Below are 17206 nucleotides of genomic sequence, written 5' to 3'. Positions count from 1 at the left end.
AAATAAGTGAAAAAGCCTAACATAAAAAGATTACAAAGATCATAAAAATTGACTTTGAAAACGCCCTGCAGTGGGAGCAGGGTATTTTCAAAGTCAAGGTAAAAATGCAATTGTGAGTTCAATTTATTGAACGATCACTGTTAGCAATGAAATTGATTTCATTGCGAGTGAATTACTCGCCGTGATCTCTTAAAGTATTGATACCGCCTTGAAATGAATTTCAAGGCTAATATAAATCGTTCAATGAATTGAACTTAATTTATATTAGAAATTATCACTTTTTTAATAATTTTTGATTTATTAATCTTAAAAATAAGTGAAAAAGCCTAACATAAAAAGATTACAAAGATCATAAAAATTGACTTTGAAAACGCCCTGCAGTGGGAGCAGGGTATTTTCAAAGTCAAGGTAAAAATGCAATTGTGAGTTCAATTTATTGAACGATCACTGTTAGCAATGAAATTGATTTCATTGCGAGTGAATTACTCACCGTGATCTCTTAAAGTATTGATACCGCCTTGAAATGAATTTCAAGGCTAATATAAATCGTTCAATGAATTGAACTTAATTTATATTAGAAATTATCACTTTTTTAATAATTTTTGATTTATTAATCTTAAAAATAAGTGAAAAAGGCTAACATAAAAAGATTACAAAGATCATAAAAATTGACTTTGAAAACGGCCTAGGATCAAAGGGGTGAGGGCGTTAACTTATGATATTGACAGCCAGAAGTACAAGTTTCTTTAATTTCTACCGCATAAAGGCCGGGTAAATTCATTGCTTCTAATTTCTCATAAATCCATTTAGCTAAAGCCTCAGAAGTAGGATTTTCTAGGCCTGTGGATTCGTTTAAATAATAATGATCTAAATATTGATCTAATAAGGGTTTAATATATTTTTTAATATCTCCATAATCCATAATCATACCTTTTTTTGCCCCTTCAGTAATTAAACTATTACCTTTAATATAAATTTTACCCGTCCAACTATGGCCATGTAAACGGCTACATTTCCCATCATGAAAGGGCAAACGATGGGCGGCCTCAAAACTAAATTCTTTATAAATAATCCATTGTTGTGATGTCAAATTGGTCATAAAAATTTAAGATTATAGCTTTTTTACAATTGACAATTGAGCATGGAAAGTTAACAATTACTTTTTTAATTTGTCACTTGTCCACCGTTAACTGTCAACAGATAACCTACAATTGTATCAAATTTATTTCTATTTAACTAATGATTCCCGATTGTGAGAAAATTTTTTAAGGCTAAGTTTTTAATCAAAATACAACTTATATGAAAATTGCCATTTTATCCCAAGATAATTCCCTTTATTCCACTAAAAGATTAAAAGAAGCAGGAGAAAAAAGAGGCCATGAAATGAGAATAATCAATTATTTACGCTGTTATATGAATATTACTTCCCAGAAGCCTTCGGTGATGTATAACGGTAAACCTTTAGAAAATTTTGATGCGATCATCCCTCGCATTGGTGCTTCTCGTACTTTTTACGGTACGGCCGTAGTTAGACAATTTGAAGTAATGGGGGTTTTTAGTGCTAATGAGTCTCAAGCTATCTCTCGATCGAGGGATAAATTACGTTGTTTACAAATTTTAGCACGGGAGGGAGTTGGTTTACCTGTAACGGGTTTTGCCCATGCCACTCAAGATATTGATGGTTTAATTGAGACGGTGGGAGGTGCGCCTTTAGTGATTAAATTATTAGAAGGTACTCAAGGCATCGGCGTGGTTTTAGCGGAAACCCATCAAGCGGCCAAGTCGGTGATCGAGGCTTTTCGGGGTTTAGAGGCCAATATTTTAGTACAGGAATATATTAAAGAGGCTCAAGGGGCTGATCTGCGTTGTTTTGTGGTGGGAAATAAAGTTATTGCTTCCATGAAACGTCAAGGGGCGGAGGGTGAGTTTAGATCTAATTTACATCGGGGGGGTAAGGCTCAAAAAGTTAGACTTACTCCAGAGGAAAGAAATATTGCCCTGCGATCGGCTAAAGCGATGGGTTTAAGTATTGCGGGGGTTGATCTGCTAAGATCAAATCATGGCCCGGTGGTGATGGAGGTTAATTCTTCTCCAGGGTTAGAGGGCATTGAAAAAGCAACGCACATAGATGTGGCTAGTAAAATTATTGAATTTGTGGAAAAAAATGCGATTTATGGCAATCTTAAAGATAAAATTCAATATTAATTAATTACAAAGTCAATGAAGAATTAAAAGAGAAATTAGTTAATTGTTCAATCTTCTGTAATTAAATTTGGTAACATTGAATACAAAAATCAAGAGAAATACAATAAGTAAAACTTATCTTACTCAAAAACTTTGATTCAACCTTCAGTTAAATATAGCAATCCTAAATAGGTTGTGGCAAAATTCCATATTGATAAAGTTTGGGGAAATCAAATATTTGACCATGCGCAAAAAACTTAAATAGCCACTTTACTATTTTAAATGATTTACATAAATGATAGAATTGTCTAATAAAATTTTTCACTTGTAGCCAAATATCTTCTACCGGATTTTGTTCTGGAGCATTAGGGGCAAATTTATGACAAGTAATTAACCATTCTTCTTCCAATAAATCTTGATTTATTATAGTTAAATACTCCCTAAATTCTTTTGAGTCATGATAGGTTGCTCCATCCCAAAATATTGCTAATCTTTTTCCTTTTCTTTTTGATAGTAAATACTTGATAAATTTGATCGTATTTTCTGTATTTCCACTTTCATATTCTTTGACAATAAATTCTTTAGTTTGATAGTCTAATGCCCCATAATAAGTTTGTCGGCTTTTTTCATTTTTAATGGGAATTTCTATTCTTTGATCTGTTCTTCCCCAAACATAACCTAAAATGTCTCCCCAAAGTAAATGACATTCATCAATCATAAACACTACAAGCTCTCCACTCTCTATTTCTTCTTTCCAAATCTCTAATTTTTCACTGATTTCTTTTTTTTTAGCTTCGACTAATTCGTCATTTTTAGCCGGATTCTTTTTTGAGTTTTTTCCAACTTATTTTCGCTTCTTTGAGCAAACTATAATAACTTTGATTGGATTTATAAATAATATTATATTCTCGCTCTAAATAAATTTTTAAATCTGATAATCTTAAATATTCTTGCTCTCTTAACCAATTAATAACTTGGTCTTTTTCTTCTGGTTTTAATTCACTTTTAGTTCCTTTAAACTGTAATTTCAAGCTTTCTACTCCACAAAAAAGAGCTTGATTTTTCCACATACTAATAAAGCTATGAGAAACTTGTAATAATTCTTTTACTTCATGGTATGATTTTCCTTCTAAAATCATTTTGACAGCTAAAGCCCTTTTTATTTCTTTAGCCTCTTTTGTTTGATTGATAAAATCATTTAACTCAGAAATAATGTTCATTTTTTTTTCCTTGAATTTAGATTATAATTAATATTATATCTGTTATGACCTATTTAGGATTGCTATAAATAATTAATCACATTAGTGGTGTGGCTCTCCCACATAAGCTTTATCCCCTTTAAACCTTTGATCTATCCCAAACTTCTTGAGATTTTGACGACAAATGTTAATATCACTTGAAGGCCCTGGTTTTCCCGCAACCACATCCACAATATCTCGGCCTTTTGGAAGACTAATTAATTGATTTTTAAAAGTATGTTCACATTTTTTTCCACTATAACATTTTTTCTGTTCTTCATAGTCTAAAGGTCTTTCTCTTGGCTGTTCTTCACTATCTACTAATAATTCATTTTCCTTCAATTTTTCCAACATTTCTTCTATTTTTTCTGGGGACTTTTTTACTTGTTCTAGTAAAGAACATGGCAAAGCTTCTCTCATAATTTTTTGCCAATAATCAAACAAATTATTCGCCGTTGATTCACTTACTTGAAAGATGATACCTAATAGTTGAAAACTCAGGTGATGTCTTAAATAAATTAAAGTCAAAATAATCTGGTTTTCTTTTGAAAGTTTACTCTCTCTACCACCACCGGAATTGATAATTCTAGTTTTTTGTTTTTCGGATTCTTCTTTTGCTTGTTTCTCCAAGATCAAAAGATGTGCGATTAGCTGTTGTAATTGTTCATAATTAATTCCTAATAATCTTTTAGTTGCTTGTTTGTGATCTTGAATATATTGCCAAGTATAATTACTCATTTTTGTTATTTCTCCTTAAAATTTTTGTTGATGATAGCTTAATTTTTTTATTTCTATTATATTATAGAGAGGTCTAATGATCCAGTTTTTAAAAATTTTGGGTTTAGATTTTTCTTTTAATAAATTTTCAGCTATTTGATACCATTCTTTTCTTAATTTTACCTCTTGAGGATTATTACTATTAGTTAATTTTCTACCCTTTAATTCGGGATGTTTTTGATTAAAAATTAAATCTACTTCTTGATAAAATAAACTTTTATTATTATATAATTTAGATACTTTTTGATCTATACAATTACTCATTTTTATTTCATCATAATTAAGACAACTTTCCGATGGTTGTTGATGATTTTGATTTAATAAACTTCTGCCCCATGCAAAAGTAATTATTCCGGGTAATAAAATAAAGGTTATAATAATTGCTGTCTTTTTTAACTTTGGTAAAGAAGATTTTTGATGAGATTGATTAACTACAGACGGATTAATATTTTGGTGATTAGCAGATAATAATTGACCAAAATTAAGCCAAAATGAATTAATAATATTACTTAAATTTTCTAAATAATTAATCTGAAATTTTGGGGTTGGATCAGGAACTAAAACTGTTAAAGTAGTAGGCGTTTTAGCGTTAGACTGGGCTAAATTTTGACTTAATTGATAACGGTTTAATTCAGCTAAAATTTCATCGGCCGATTGATAACGATGAAAATGATTTTCTTCGATCATTTTATTTAAAATTTTAGTTAAATTAGGATCAATATTAACTTTATTTTCCCAATGCCAAACCGTTGTATTATCAGTGCTAAGAGTTTGTAAATGATTAGGAGTTTCTCCCGTTAAAAGAACAATACAAGTTACTCCTAAAGCGTAAAGATCACTACAGGGAAAAGCTTGACCTCTTAATATTTGTTCATTGGGAACATAGCCTATTTTACCAATTTTTGTTAAATTAAAACCTCCTAATAATTGGGATGCTTGATTAGAGGCAATTTTAACTGCTCCAAAATCAATTAAAATGGGTTTTTGATCTTGATTTCTTTTTAAAATATTGTCTGGTGAAATATCACGATGAATTACATTTTGTTGATGAAGATAGCTTAAAACGGGTAACAGATCTTCTAAAAATTTAATGATTTCAGTTTGGGATAATTTTAAACCATTATAACTATTTCCTTCGATATATTCTTGAACAAAAAATAGACGATTTTGACCATTAATAATTATAGATAATAGTTCATAAAATTTAGGGATTTGGGGATGATTTAGTTGTTGTAAAATACCAACTTCTCGATTAAATAATTCTTGGGCTTTAGTAATAGCAGAAGCCGTAGAAACTTTAGGAGCAAATTCTTTTAATAGACGTTTTTCTCCCGTAGTAATTAATTCAGCTAAATAGGCATCACCAAAACCTCCTTGTCCTATTAATTTAATGATTTTATAATTATTATTAATAATTGTATCTTTTGCTAAAGATGAAAGAGTTATTTCCATTGTAATTGGGTGTTTTTGATTTGTGATTTGTGATTGATTATTATTAAATGTTCACCGTTTACTGTTCACTTTTGACTGTTTACTTTTGACTATTTCTAGCGTAATCATCTTGAAAACGAATAATATCATCTTCACCCAAATATTCGCCATTTTGCACTTCAATAATAACTAAAGGAATCACTCCTGGATTTTCTAAACGATGAAGATGACATTGGGGAACATAAGTAGACTGATTACTTCCTAAAATCATTTCTCGATCGCCACAGATAACTTTAGCCGTACCTGAGACAACGATCCAATGTTCACTGCGGTGATAGTGCATTTGCAGACTTAAACGGTGGCCGGGATTAACTTCTATGCGTTTGATTTTATAGCCATTTCCTTCTTCTAAAGTGGTAAATGATCCCCAAGGACGCATTTCAGTGGGATTAATTTTACTATTGTTGATTAAGGTTTCTGCCGTTTGAACCATTTTAAATAAAATCCTTTAAACTAGATTAACTTATTCCTATCTTGACATATTTTTTTGTGATTGGTAATTAGTCTGATCTTAATGATAAAATTAATTATTAATTAATAATAAAATTTAATCATTTTCTTTTTTCAAAATTCCATGAGTGTTCAAATTCAATTTTTACCCGATGATATTATGATTGAGGCTCAGGCCGGTGAATCTTTATTAGATGTGGCCGAAAAAGCCGGAATTTTTATTCCTACAGGCTGTTTAATGGGAACTTGTCACGCTTGTGAGGTAGAATTAGACGATGGGACAAATATTTGTGCTTGTATTACGGCCGTTCCCAGAGGTAAAGATCATTTAACAATCCATCTTTATGGCGATCCTACATGGTAATATCAGTGGACGGTGATCACTAACCAGTAAATATATTATTTCTCTATTCCCTACTTATTACTTAATTATGATAACTGTAGCATTACCAAAAGGCGGATTATTAAAAGATTGTATTGAAATTTTTAAAAAAGTTGGTTTAGATTTTTCTGCTTTTTTAGATCCTGATAATCGTCAATTACAAATTGAGGATCCCACAGGCACAGCCAAAGCTTTATTAGTTAGAACCCATGATGTGCCTGTCTATGTGGAATATGGTCAGGCTCAATTGGGCATTGCTGGTTATGATGTCTTGAGGGAAAAAAAGCCCGTTGTCGCCCATTTAACGGATCTAAAATTTGGTTATTGTCGTCTATCTGTAGCGGTTAAAGCTAATAGTAATTATCGGCGATCGCAGGATCTGCCTCATCATGGGCGAGTAGCCTCAAAATTTGTGAATTGTGCTAAAGAGCATTTTCATAATATAGATTTACCAGTAGAAATAGTTCCCCTTTATGGTTCAGTGGAATTAGGCCCGATTACGGAAATGTCCGAGGCGATCGTTGATCTGGTCTCATCAGGAAGAACCTTAAAAGATAATGGCTTAATTGAAATTGAAAAATTATTTGATAGTACCGCCCGTTTAATTGCCCATCCTTTAAGTTATCGTTTAAATAGAGATAATTTATCTAATTTAGTAACTCAAATTAATCAAGTAATTAATTAATGAACAATAGTTTTAAGCACAACAACCACCGATCTTGTTATTATCTCATTCTAATTTATTTTTAATAATTATAGTATTAACCCAAAAGTCGGTGATTTTAAAAACCCCCGACTTTTAAATCTCTCAGGTAGACAACTTTTTAATGTTTAATCATTAATATTTTTATGTTCAAATGTTGCCCATTCGACAAATTATTACAACTACAAACTACTCAAGATTGGCCTTTCTTTTATTGTATTCTTCTTGATTAATTAAGCCACGCTCAAAGGCAACTTTTAAACTGTATAATTTTTCAAAATTATTAATTTTTTTCTTTAATTTTACTTGATTTACTTCAAACTCATCTTCATCAATAACTCCCAAAGATTTTAATTCTTCTAACTTTCTTAAGTCTGCTTCTACTTCTTTTTTTATCTTCAATAATTCTTCTGCTTTTTGTTGTTCAGCCTGTTTTGCTTTAACCTCTTTTATTTTTTCCAAAATCTCCACTTTCTCTTGATCTAATTTCTCAATCGGATTAAACAATTTTGATAAACTTTCTTGATTAATAGATTCAGATTTGCGAAAATTATCAGCAACAGATTGACCTAATAAAATATACTGTTTTTGTAGCTTAATGTTAATTTCTTTAATCTGTGCTTCCAATTTAGTAATTTCATTTTGTCTTTGTAAATCTACAGTGCTTTTTGCAGAAGCTTCCGCTACACTTTCACTAAAAGATTGGGTTAAATTTTTAAAAAAGTTAGTCATAACGATTACTTCCTATTAATTACATAAGGATTAAAGTTAGATAGACTCAAGAATTTGTTGTTTTTGAAGCTTAAATTCTTCTTCAGAAATTTCATTGGCTTCATATTTTTCTTTTAATTCTTTGAGCATTTTTACAGCTTTATCATTGGTTTTATAACTACTATAATTTTGTTGAGAATTATCCGTTATATAACTTGATAAAGAAGTATTATTTTCACCTAGTTTTTTAGATGCAGAATTGACAGTAATAATTTGTTCGGCTGTCATTGTGCTAACACCGATAAAAGAAAGAAATAACATAAAATCTTCTTTATCTTTTCCAGATGGTGATCCCAAACTAGCTAAAATCATCAAAACAAAAGTATAACCTAAAATTTTCAGGGGATTAATTGCTCTGTTTAAATAAATTAATCCTGCGGGAAAAAAGATAAATGTTAATACTCCAGTTAAAACTAAATTTTTTTGAGCTAATTCACTAGCACGACTTATATCTCTTTCACTAGGAATAAAGGGATTCCAAAGAGATAAATTATCTTTTTTCATAAAGTTAATTAGAATTTATAATTAAATTTTAATTAACATTTTAAAACTAATACTTAAATCACCGTTAGCAGAAAAAACCAGATTTTACCAGTTGTTTTATTACAAAATATTAAGCAATTACCAGAAAATAACAGATTTTATTGAGTTGAAATAAGCTATAATATCTTAAAATGTTATTTGATATGTGTTTTATGAATGTTAAAGAAATGTTACAAATCGTTGATCAATGGGTATTTCATCAGACGGATCAACATTTAGATGATTTACAAAAAAAGATTATTGAGGAAATATCTCAAGGAAAGACCTATAAACAAATAGCCGATCTTTATGGTTATAATGAGGGTTATATCGGTGATGAAAGTAGGAAATTATTTAAAATTTTATCGGAAAAGTTAGGTGAAGATGTTAATAAAAATAATTTTATTTGGACTATTGAAAGAGTAATAAATTCCCAGTTTGTTAATTTTGGAACTAATCATATTAATTCTTGTCACAATCATGAATTTTCTAATAATCATAATGGGTTTAAAAGTAATCAGATTAAATTAAATAAATATGATTTAACTTTAGCTCCCCAAATCTTAAAATTTTATAATCGAGAAACTGAATTAAAAACCCTTTATAATTGGATTTTTAAAGGCGATCAGCCCTTTACCCCTACTCGTTTAATTTCAGTTTTAGGGTTGTCTGGAATAGGTAAAACTTATTTAGTTAAAAGATTTATTGATTTAAACTTAGATCAATTTGAGGTAATTATTTGGAAAACTTTAAAATTTCCCAAAAGTTTAGATTTACTGGTTAATAATATATTAAAAATTTGTAAAGTTGAAATTAAAGAAAATTTAGAAGATAAATTAAATCAATTATTTACTCTTTTTAAAGAGCAACGATGTTTAATTATTCTTGATGATTTACAAAATATTTTTATCAAAAGTCAATTAGCTGGACAATATCAAGCTAAATTTCAAAATTATCAAGATTTTTTTATAAGAATTATTGAAACTGAACATCAAAGTAATCTTATTTTAATTAGTCAAGAAGAATGTGTAGAAATGTCTTGTTTTGATCAAGAATTATATCCGGTTAAATCTTTAAATTTATTAGGTTTAGATGATATAAATATACTTAAAAATACGGGTTTAACAGATGAAGTTAATTGGTTAAAGTTAATTAATTTATATGAAGGTAATTTCTTTTATTTAAAAACTATCACTATGTTAATTAATAAAAATTATGATGGTCAAGTAACTGAATTTTTAACGGAAAATTGTGCTACAGATATTAATAGGCTTGTTACTGTGCCTATGATCACTCCACAAATGCAGTGCCATTTTCAAGGAATTTTTAATAATTTATCATCAATTGAACAAACAATAATCTTACAATTAAGTAAGTCAGAAAATCCTATTTTAAGAGAAGAATTAAGACAAAGTTTAAACTTATCATCTTTAGATTTTAATAATGGTTTACAATCATTACAACAAAGATATTTAGTAATTAAAATTAAAGAAGAAAAAATAATGTTTAAATTGTCTTCTATTTTTAGGGAATATGTTAATTCATTTTTCAATTAATAACTGATAACTCATCTTGATTGTATCATTAGACATCTCAGACATCTCCAATAACTGATAAAGCTTATATGGTAACAGTTTCATCTTTAATCAGCACTCAGCAATCAATCGCCGTAAAGTTAATTTCACGTCAAAATTTCGTCAATGGTAAATCAAAATGGATTAATTGTCGAGGAATCGGCACTTGTGGCATTTGTGCTGTGATGATTGAAGGGGAAGTTTCCCAAATTAATTGGAAAGAAAAAACAAGACTATCTTTACCGCCCCATTCTCCTGAGCAAAAACTGCGTTTAGCCTGTCAAACTCAAGTTTTAGATGATATAATTATTAAAAAATATGACGGTTTTTGGGGATAAGGTGATACCAATATTTGGTAATTTAATTATTATAAACTTTTAATTTAATTCTCATCACAAATGCTGAACAAATCATCTTTAATACAAGTAATTTTTAAGCTCATTAATTTCTTACTATGTGTATGTTTAGTCTTCAATTTTCATAGTCAAATTGCCATCGCAGAAACCATCAAAGAGCGATTCAATCATTATCCAAATTGGCAGAATAAACCCACAGTTAATATAGCTAAAGGAGATTTAATTTTCCCCCAATGGTTTGCGGGAAAATGGAATGTGGAAAGTACCTTAATTGAGATGGTAGCACCTTTAGCACCTGAATTTATTAGTCCTGGTTTTGAGGGAAATCGTCAATATTTAAACAAGAAAATTAATTTTCAAGTTCAATATATTCCCACTATTCTTACCAGCGAAAAACAGTATTTGTTACCATCTTTAATTACTAATAAAAATGCGATTATTGCCGATCGAGCTTTTAACGGTTTACAAATAGCAGAAACTTATTTAGGCAAAGAAAATATTTTAACAGTGAAAGTTGATTCTAACAATCCTAATCAACAAATTACCACCTTTAAAGATGGAACACAATTAATTTCAAATATCACAGGAAGATTAACAGAAACTATTGGAGATCAAGAATTTTTAACTATTGAAATTACCCAACAAATATTTAGAGGAAAAGCGGAAATTTATCTTAATGAAGTGGAAACTACCACCGATTATTATTATTTACCTTCAGGCAATATTCAGGCAAAACAAATTACTTCTATTTATTTATCACCTCAAGATCCCAATTATTTTAAATATCAAAATCAACCCGTTGCTTTATATTATTATCAGTTAAATTTATATAACAATTAGGATAATTTAGTCAAAAATTCTAAGATTTTTCGGGTAATTGGAGTTAATAAGGTACGGCGATAAGCGTCTGCGGCTTTTTTAATGGCTTCCGCTTGGGTAGGGTAGGAATGAATCACATTAGATAACTGATTTAAACTGATTTTATTAACCATTGCTGAGGTAATTTCTGAGAGCATTTCCCCCGCATGACTAGCCACAATGGTAGCTCCTAAAACTGAGCCTTTGTGATGATAAATTTTCACAAAACCCTCGGTTTCACCATCGGCGATCGCCCTGTCTACTTCACTCATCATAATTTTAATGGTTTGATATGGGATGCCCTGTTGTTGTAAAACTCTCTCATTCATTCCCACATGGGCAATTTCGGGATCAGTATATGTCACCCAAGGGATCACTAAATTACTAAATTTAGCCTTACCCAAACCAAAGGGAGAAAACAAAGCATTTTTAATGACAATTCGAGCGGCGGCATCGGCAGTATGAGTGAATTTCGAGGATAAACAAATATCTCCAGCCCCATATATTTTAGGGTTAGTTGTTTGTAAATAATCATTAACTTTAACCCCTTTTTGATCATATTCTACCCCTACAACTTCTAAATTTAAACCTTCAATATTAGGGGATCTTCCCACTGCAATTAACATTTCTTGAACGATAATTGAAGCTTCTTTTTGATTAAATTGATAATAAATTTTATGACCTTGATCTGTTTTTTCTACTTGTAATATTTGAGCATTTAATATTAAATTAATTCCCTCTTTCTTAAAAATATTTTGGATAATTTCTGCCGTCTCATCATCTTCTTTATTTAATAAATGATTATATTTATGAAAAATTGTGACTTGAGAGCCTAAACGCTGAAAAAGTTGAGCTAATTCACAACCGATCGCACCGCCACCAATGACAGCTAAACTAGAAGGTAATTCCGTTAAAGAAAAAATAGTTTCATTAGTATAAAATGGTACTGTTTCTATACCTTTAATTGTTAGTTTTATTGGTTTTGCACCTGTGGCTATTACTGCTTTTTTAAAAGTTAATTTTTGTTGATTAACTTCGATTGTATTTTGACTAAAAAAATGAGCTTCCCCAAAGAAAACATCAACCCCTAAACTTTTAAATCTTTGAGCAGAATCATGATAACTAATATCAGCTCTAATTTGACGCATTCTTTCCATGATCAAAGCAAAATCTATCTCTTTTGCTGTGATATTAATGCCTAATTTTTTAGCTTTAATAATTTCACCAATCACTTTAGCTGATCTAATCATAGTTTTAGAAGGAATGCAACCAAAATTTAAACAATCTCCTCCCATTAAATGTTTTTCAATTAAAGCAACTTTTAAGCCTAAATTTAAACCTGCTACCCCTGCTGATACTACTAAACCTGCCGTTCCCGCTCCTATTACTACTAAATCATAACAGGATTGAGGAATAGGATTAACCCAATTTTGAGGATGAACTAAAGAGATTAATTTTTGATTAGATTCATCCATTGGCAGAAGATTTATCGGTGAATTATTTGCTTGATTCATCATAGATAAAAATTAAATTTTCATAGTTAATTAATGAGTTTATTATTACATGATTAACTAATATTTTCTACTACCTCATTTAAAGCTTGTTTTGCTATTTTTGTTACATAGAAAGTCACGGTTAAGGTAGCAATAAAACCAATAATTTTTAAGCTCCATTCAACAATAAAATTAGTGCTAGAAGTTTGAGTGCCAAGGGTAGCTAAATTACCCGCTAAAGAGCCAAGATAAACATACATAATTGTACCCGGAATCATACCAACAGAAGCAAATATATAATCTTTTAAAGATACTCCCATCACCCCATAAGCATAATTTAATAAATTAAAAGGAAAAAGGGGAGATAGACGAGTTAACAAAACAATTTTAAAGCCTTTTTTGCCAACGGCTTGATCAATTGCTTTAAATTTTTGATTGTCAGCAATTTGTTTTAATACCCAATTTCTCGCCAAATATCTTCCAATTAAAAATGAAAAAATTGCCCCAATAGTAGCACCTATGAAAACATAAATTGAACCAAAAATTACCCCAAAAATTAACCCACCTCCTAAAGTTAAAATTGAGCCGGGCAAAAACACAACGGTGGCAATAATATATAGTAAAATAAAAGCGATCGAGCCTAATCCCCCCAAACTATTAATCCATTGTAAAACATTAATTAACCATTCTTGAAGATTAAAACTGTTAAAATTTAAAGATTGCACTAACATTATTGTTGACCTAAAGAGATAAAAAACTAACATTTTTTAAATCAATTCTAACAATCTTTCAGGCAGTATGGCAGGAATAGGGGAATTAAGATAATCTTTAATATTTCTGGTAACAATGAAATCTAAGTTAATAGAAAAAGCCACCTCGCTAGTTACGGCATCTTCAAAATCAGTCATTTGTGTTAGTAATGCCGCACGAATAACCGCATCATTAACACTAGCAACTTTTAATTTTTCTAATAACTTTGTTAGTATATCTAAGGTTGCAGAAATGCCAATTTGTCGCCTCAGAATATAGTAAATATTAGTTACTGCATGACCAGAAATATAGCCTTCTACTTGAGAAGTTGCAACCGTATTCAGTGCTTGAGCTGAAGTAACAATAAAAGGCTGACGATTAGTCATTACGTCAATAATTACATCACTATCAAATAAAACTTTTTTCAAGTATATTTTTCCTCTAAATAATTAATATATAATTCTTGAGAGGGTTTATCTTCTACTTGAATGACTCCAATTAAATTTTGAGTCCAAGGTTCTAATGTTTTAATTGGTTTTGGTATATTCTTTGTTTGATCAGACAAAACTAATTCTGTTTCTTTTTCTATGGATTTAAGTAATGATTGAACTAAATACCATTTTTCCGAAAGAGGTAGTTTTAATGCTTGATTTTTTAGCTCTATTAAAGTCATAAATTAAAAACATAACTTAGATAAATTTGATATTTATAATTACCTCAATTATAGCATAATATTTGTAAGGGTGGCAATTATTTGTAAGTTAAAGCACCTCCACAACTTGAGCCAGATCCAGCCGTGCAACCATAACAATAGGGGGCTGTTTGGATATTTTCAATTACATCTAAATTATTTATTTCTAATAATTTAGCAACGGTTAATAGTTCCCCATTTTCTAATTTTGAAGGTAAATTTTCCATCTGATTAAAGTCACAATCATAAATATTCCCTAAGTAATCAATTGATAATTGATTTTTACACATTAAATTATCAAGAGTTTGGGCATTAAAATTAGATTCTAAAAAATGTAAATAGGGTTTAATTAATCCTTCTTTTTCTAAATATAATTTAGTTCTACCAATGGGTAAATTAGTAATAGTTAATAAACGATTAAATTTAATATTAAAATGTTGTTCTAAAAACTTATGATAATCCTGTTCTAATTTAACTTGATTGGGGGTTAAAGAAAATTGCTCATTAGTAGGTAAAGCCGGATTATAAACTAAATCTAAAATTAAATTTGACTTAATTCCATAACCTAAATTATTTAATAATTGTATTGCTTTAATCGAACTATGATAAACCCCTTTTCCACGCATTTGATCCACATTATCTTCTAAATAACAAGGTAAAGAGGCAATAATTCTGACTTCATGATCTGCACAAAATTGAGGTAGATATTGATAACCTTTTTCAAAATAAATTGTTAAATTTGATCTAACGATTATTTCTTTTTGATATAGTTTTGCTGTTTCTACTAATTGTTTAAAACCATAATGTAATTCAGTAGCACCACCAGTTAAATCTACTGTTTTAATTTGGGGAAATTTAGCAATTAATTTTATTAATTGATCACAAATTTCTGGCGTTAATTCTTCTGTTCGTTTTGGACTTGCTTCCACATGACAATGCTCACAAGCAAGGTTACATTTTTTACCTAAATTAATCTGTAAAACTGTAATTTTACTTTTGCTTAAAGGGTGTTTAATTTTATGATTAAATGGGGTAATTGTTAAGGTTTTTGTTTGCATTTTTGTTAGTTAGATTTTGAGATTAAATTAATAATAAGATTGAAGTTAAACTTTAAATTGTTGCATGAATTGCCGATCAATATAATCTTTAATATACCAAAAAATAGAAGATTCACAACCAAATTGCCCCCACGAAGCGATCGCTTTTTGATTTCCCGTACCAATTAAAGATAAATAATATTTCTGAGGAATATAACTTTTAAGAGGTTGATTATTAATAATTCGAGCTAAATTTTCAAATAAGGGTTTTCCCTGACGTACAGCGAAAACTCCGGCTTTTGGGCGAGGATGATCTTCAAAACTGGCAATATCTCCAGAGGCAAAAATAAACGGATGGGAAACCGACTGTAAATAAGAATTAATTAAAATAAAGCCGTTTTGATCCGTAGTTAATTGTGAGTTTTTGACCCAAGAAGAAGCACTAGCTTGAGTTACCAAAAAAATAAAATTACAATTAATCTTTAAACCAGATTGACAAATAATAAGATTTGGCTCAATTTTGGTAACATTTTCGTTTAAATAAAGATTAATTTTTTGCTTTAATAATAATTGATGAAGTCTCTTACTAACCCATTGATTATGATTAGCTAAAAGTTGATTTTGACGATGGATTAAATTAATTTGAAAATGATTTTTAGGTAATAATTGACTTAAACGATGATTCATATTTAAAGCTAACTCTACCCCTCCTGCACCACCTCCCACAATCCCTAATTGTAAAGGTTTATTAATATTAATATTTTGAGAATTTAATTTAACTTCAGTTAAAAGATTGTACCATTTTTCTAAAAATTGAGGAACTGGTTTTGCACTGATCGCAAATTCTTTAGCCCCATTAATTAAACTTTGATCCGGTGTACTACCAATATCAATAGATAAATAATCAAAGGAAATTAAACCAGTATTTTGACAAAAAATTTGTTTATTTTCTAGGTCAATTCTAACACATTGATCCAGATAAAATTTAACTTGAGTAACTTGAGTTAATGCCCTTAAATCTATATAAATTTCTTCGGCAGGATAAAAACCGGCGATGTGGGCAGGTAACATTCCAGAATAAGGGGTTTTAACCACATTACTAATTAAAATTATTTGGGTATTAACTAAGGGGAATTGTTGAATTTGTTTTAAAACAATTACATGACTATGCCCCCCACCAACTAAGACTAATTTTGTTTGATTTACAGTCATTTTTTTCTTTCTCTGTGATAGAATTGTTTTAATTTTTTAGGGGAAATACCAAGATAAAAACCAATGATTACCAGTTGATTAATTAAAGTGGTTTTAAAAACTCCTAATTTTTGCCAACGGCGATCACAAGTAATCACACAAGTGGAGGCTATTCTAATTTTACCTAATTTTTTTAATCTTTGAATTAAGTCAAAATCTTCCATTATTTCTAAGTTTTGAAAACCTCCTATTTTTTCAAAGATTGAGCGTTTTAAAAATATTCCTTGATCTCCATAGGGTAAAGAAAATAAGATCGATCGCCAGTTAGCCATCATTTCAATAAATTTCATTGTTTTTTTGTTACTATTTATGTTTAATAAAAATGCCCCTGCTACCACTTCAGATTGAGCTAAAATTTCTCTTATAATCTTAGGAAAATTAGCAGAAATAATCGTATCACCATGAAAAAATAAAAAAATATCTCCCGTAGCTTTTTCTGCCCCAAAATTCATTTGATTAGCCCTACCTTTTTGGGGAAAATGATAAATTTTTATCCCCATTGATTGAACAATTTTGACAGTTTGATCCGTACTACCACCATCTACTACTATAATTTCAACTTGCTCATGATTTTGATGATTTAAAATAGCTGTCAATGTATCTTTAATCTTTTTTTCTTCATTAAAAACAGGAATAATAATTGAGATTTTTGCTTGTGTCATCGTTATTTAATGTTTA

General features: G+C 29.7%; 20 protein-coding genes. 6 read left to right on the top strand and 14 right to left on the bottom strand.

From position 1 onward, the window contains the following. Positions 1–691: 691 nt before the first annotated feature. Positions 692–1099 carry a 6-carboxytetrahydropterin synthase QueD gene (gene queD, locus Anndu_RS09620; protein ID WP_464100998.1) on the bottom strand — a complete coding sequence of 136 codons (408 nt, stop codon included), beginning with the start codon at positions 1097–1099 and terminating at the stop codon, positions 692–694. Between the two features lie 200 nt (positions 1100–1299). Here queD and rimK point away from each other — a divergent pair, with 200 nt between their 5' ends. Beyond that, positions 1300–2205: a 30S ribosomal protein S6--L-glutamate ligase gene (gene rimK / locus Anndu_RS09615; protein ID WP_464100997.1), complete on the top strand. Its 906-nt coding sequence runs from the start codon at positions 1300–1302 to the stop codon at positions 2203–2205. A 163-nt stretch (positions 2206–2368) separates the two neighbouring features. Here rimK and Anndu_RS09610 read toward each other — a convergent pair. The 4 genes from Anndu_RS09610 to Anndu_RS09595 form a co-directional block, all read right to left on the bottom strand. Then, positions 2369–3395 (bottom strand): IS630 family transposase gene (locus Anndu_RS09610; RefSeq protein WP_464104064.1). Its coding sequence is split into 2 segments (ribosomal slippage): positions 2369–3017 and positions 3016–3395, totalling 1029 coding nucleotides; the frame shifts between segments, so codons are not numbered across the junction. Positions 3396–3485: 90 nt separating this feature from the next. Beyond that, positions 3486–4160: a transposase gene (locus tag Anndu_RS09605; protein ID WP_464100996.1), complete on the bottom strand. Its 675-nt coding sequence runs from the start codon at positions 4158–4160 to the stop codon at positions 3486–3488. Between the two features lie 15 nt (positions 4161–4175). Further along, positions 4176–5651 (bottom strand): protein kinase domain-containing protein, encoded by a 1476-nt coding sequence (locus tag Anndu_RS09600; RefSeq protein WP_464100995.1) that lies wholly within the window; start codon positions 5649–5651, stop codon positions 4176–4178. A 79-nt stretch (positions 5652–5730) separates the two neighbouring features. Beyond that, a complete protein-coding gene (locus tag Anndu_RS09595; protein WP_464100994.1) occupies positions 5731–6123 on the bottom strand; it encodes a phosphomannose isomerase type II C-terminal cupin domain in 393 nt (130 codons plus the stop codon). 141 nt (positions 6124–6264) lie between these two features. Here Anndu_RS09595 and Anndu_RS09590 point away from each other — a divergent pair, with 141 nt between their 5' ends. Further along, positions 6265–6504: a 2Fe-2S iron-sulfur cluster-binding protein gene (locus tag Anndu_RS09590; RefSeq protein WP_464100993.1), complete on the top strand. Its 240-nt coding sequence runs from the start codon at positions 6265–6267 to the stop codon at positions 6502–6504. Positions 6505–6571: 67 nt separating this feature from the next. Beyond that, positions 6572–7207 carry an ATP phosphoribosyltransferase gene (hisG, locus tag Anndu_RS09585; protein WP_464100992.1) on the top strand — a complete coding sequence of 212 codons (636 nt, stop codon included), beginning with the start codon at positions 6572–6574 and terminating at the stop codon, positions 7205–7207. A 207-nt stretch (positions 7208–7414) separates the two neighbouring features. Here the strand turns inward: hisG and Anndu_RS09580 are convergent, their stop codons facing one another. Further along, entirely contained in the window at positions 7415–7957 is a 543-nt protein-coding gene (locus Anndu_RS09580) for an SHOCT domain-containing protein (RefSeq protein WP_464100991.1), read from the bottom strand. 36 nt (positions 7958–7993) lie between these two features. Then, positions 7994–8500, bottom strand: a complete 507-nt coding sequence (locus Anndu_RS09575; RefSeq protein WP_464100990.1) for an SHOCT domain-containing protein — start codon at positions 8498–8500, stop codon at positions 7994–7996. A gap of 206 nt (positions 8501–8706) precedes the next feature. Between Anndu_RS09575 and Anndu_RS09570 the strand changes: the two genes are divergently transcribed. The 3 genes from Anndu_RS09570 to Anndu_RS09560 all read left to right on the top strand — a co-directional run bounded on the left by Anndu_RS09570 (position 8707) and on the right by Anndu_RS09560 (position 11288). After that, complete coding sequence (locus Anndu_RS09570; RefSeq protein ID WP_464100989.1) at positions 8707–10074, top strand: AAA family ATPase; 1368 nt, start codon at positions 8707–8709, stop codon at positions 10072–10074. 68 nt (positions 10075–10142) lie between these two features. After that, positions 10143–10430 (top strand): 2Fe-2S iron-sulfur cluster-binding protein, encoded by a 288-nt coding sequence (locus Anndu_RS09565; protein ID WP_464100988.1) that lies wholly within the window; start codon positions 10143–10145, stop codon positions 10428–10430. A gap of 60 nt (positions 10431–10490) precedes the next feature. Beyond that, positions 10491–11288: a DUF6816 family protein gene (locus Anndu_RS09560; RefSeq protein ID WP_464100987.1), complete on the top strand. Its 798-nt coding sequence runs from the start codon at positions 10491–10493 to the stop codon at positions 11286–11288. Here Anndu_RS09560 and Anndu_RS09555 read toward each other — a convergent pair. The 7 genes from Anndu_RS09555 to Anndu_RS09525 form a co-directional block, all read right to left on the bottom strand. Beyond that, complete coding sequence (locus tag Anndu_RS09555) at positions 11285–12820, bottom strand: mercuric reductase (protein WP_464104063.1); 1536 nt, start codon at positions 12818–12820, stop codon at positions 11285–11287. The genes Anndu_RS09560 and Anndu_RS09555 overlap by 4 nt on opposite strands. 53 nt (positions 12821–12873) lie before the next feature. Then, positions 12874–13530 carry a TVP38/TMEM64 family protein gene (locus Anndu_RS09550; RefSeq protein WP_464100986.1) on the bottom strand — a complete coding sequence of 219 codons (657 nt, stop codon included), beginning with the start codon at positions 13528–13530 and terminating at the stop codon, positions 12874–12876. Between the two features lie 36 nt (positions 13531–13566). Further along, entirely contained in the window at positions 13567–13935 is a 369-nt protein-coding gene (locus Anndu_RS09545) for a PIN domain-containing protein (RefSeq protein ID WP_464100985.1), read from the bottom strand. A 38-nt stretch (positions 13936–13973) separates the two neighbouring features. Continuing rightward, positions 13974–14222, bottom strand: a complete 249-nt coding sequence (locus Anndu_RS09540) for a hypothetical protein (RefSeq protein ID WP_464100984.1) — start codon at positions 14220–14222, stop codon at positions 13974–13976. A 77-nt stretch (positions 14223–14299) separates the two neighbouring features. Then, the gene (gene arsS, locus Anndu_RS09535; protein ID WP_464100983.1) at positions 14300–15298 is read right to left on the bottom strand and encodes an arsenosugar biosynthesis radical SAM (seleno)protein ArsS; all 999 of its coding nucleotides are present in this window, start codon (positions 15296–15298) and stop codon (positions 14300–14302) included. Between the two features lie 45 nt (positions 15299–15343). Next, positions 15344–16489: an FAD-dependent oxidoreductase gene (locus Anndu_RS09530; RefSeq protein WP_464100982.1), complete on the bottom strand. Its 1146-nt coding sequence runs from the start codon at positions 16487–16489 to the stop codon at positions 15344–15346. Next, the gene (locus Anndu_RS09525) at positions 16486–17190 is read right to left on the bottom strand and encodes a TIGR04283 family arsenosugar biosynthesis glycosyltransferase (protein ID WP_464100981.1); all 705 of its coding nucleotides are present in this window, start codon (positions 17188–17190) and stop codon (positions 16486–16488) included. Before Anndu_RS09525 ends, Anndu_RS09530 begins: the two co-directional genes overlap by 4 nt. Positions 17191–17206 lie beyond the last annotated feature (16 nt).

The sequence above is a fragment of the Annamia dubia NIES-4383 genome (genome assembly GCF_055394725.1).
Note: the sequence above shows the minus strand (reverse complement) of the source record. Positions and strands in the feature narration are given on the sequence as shown.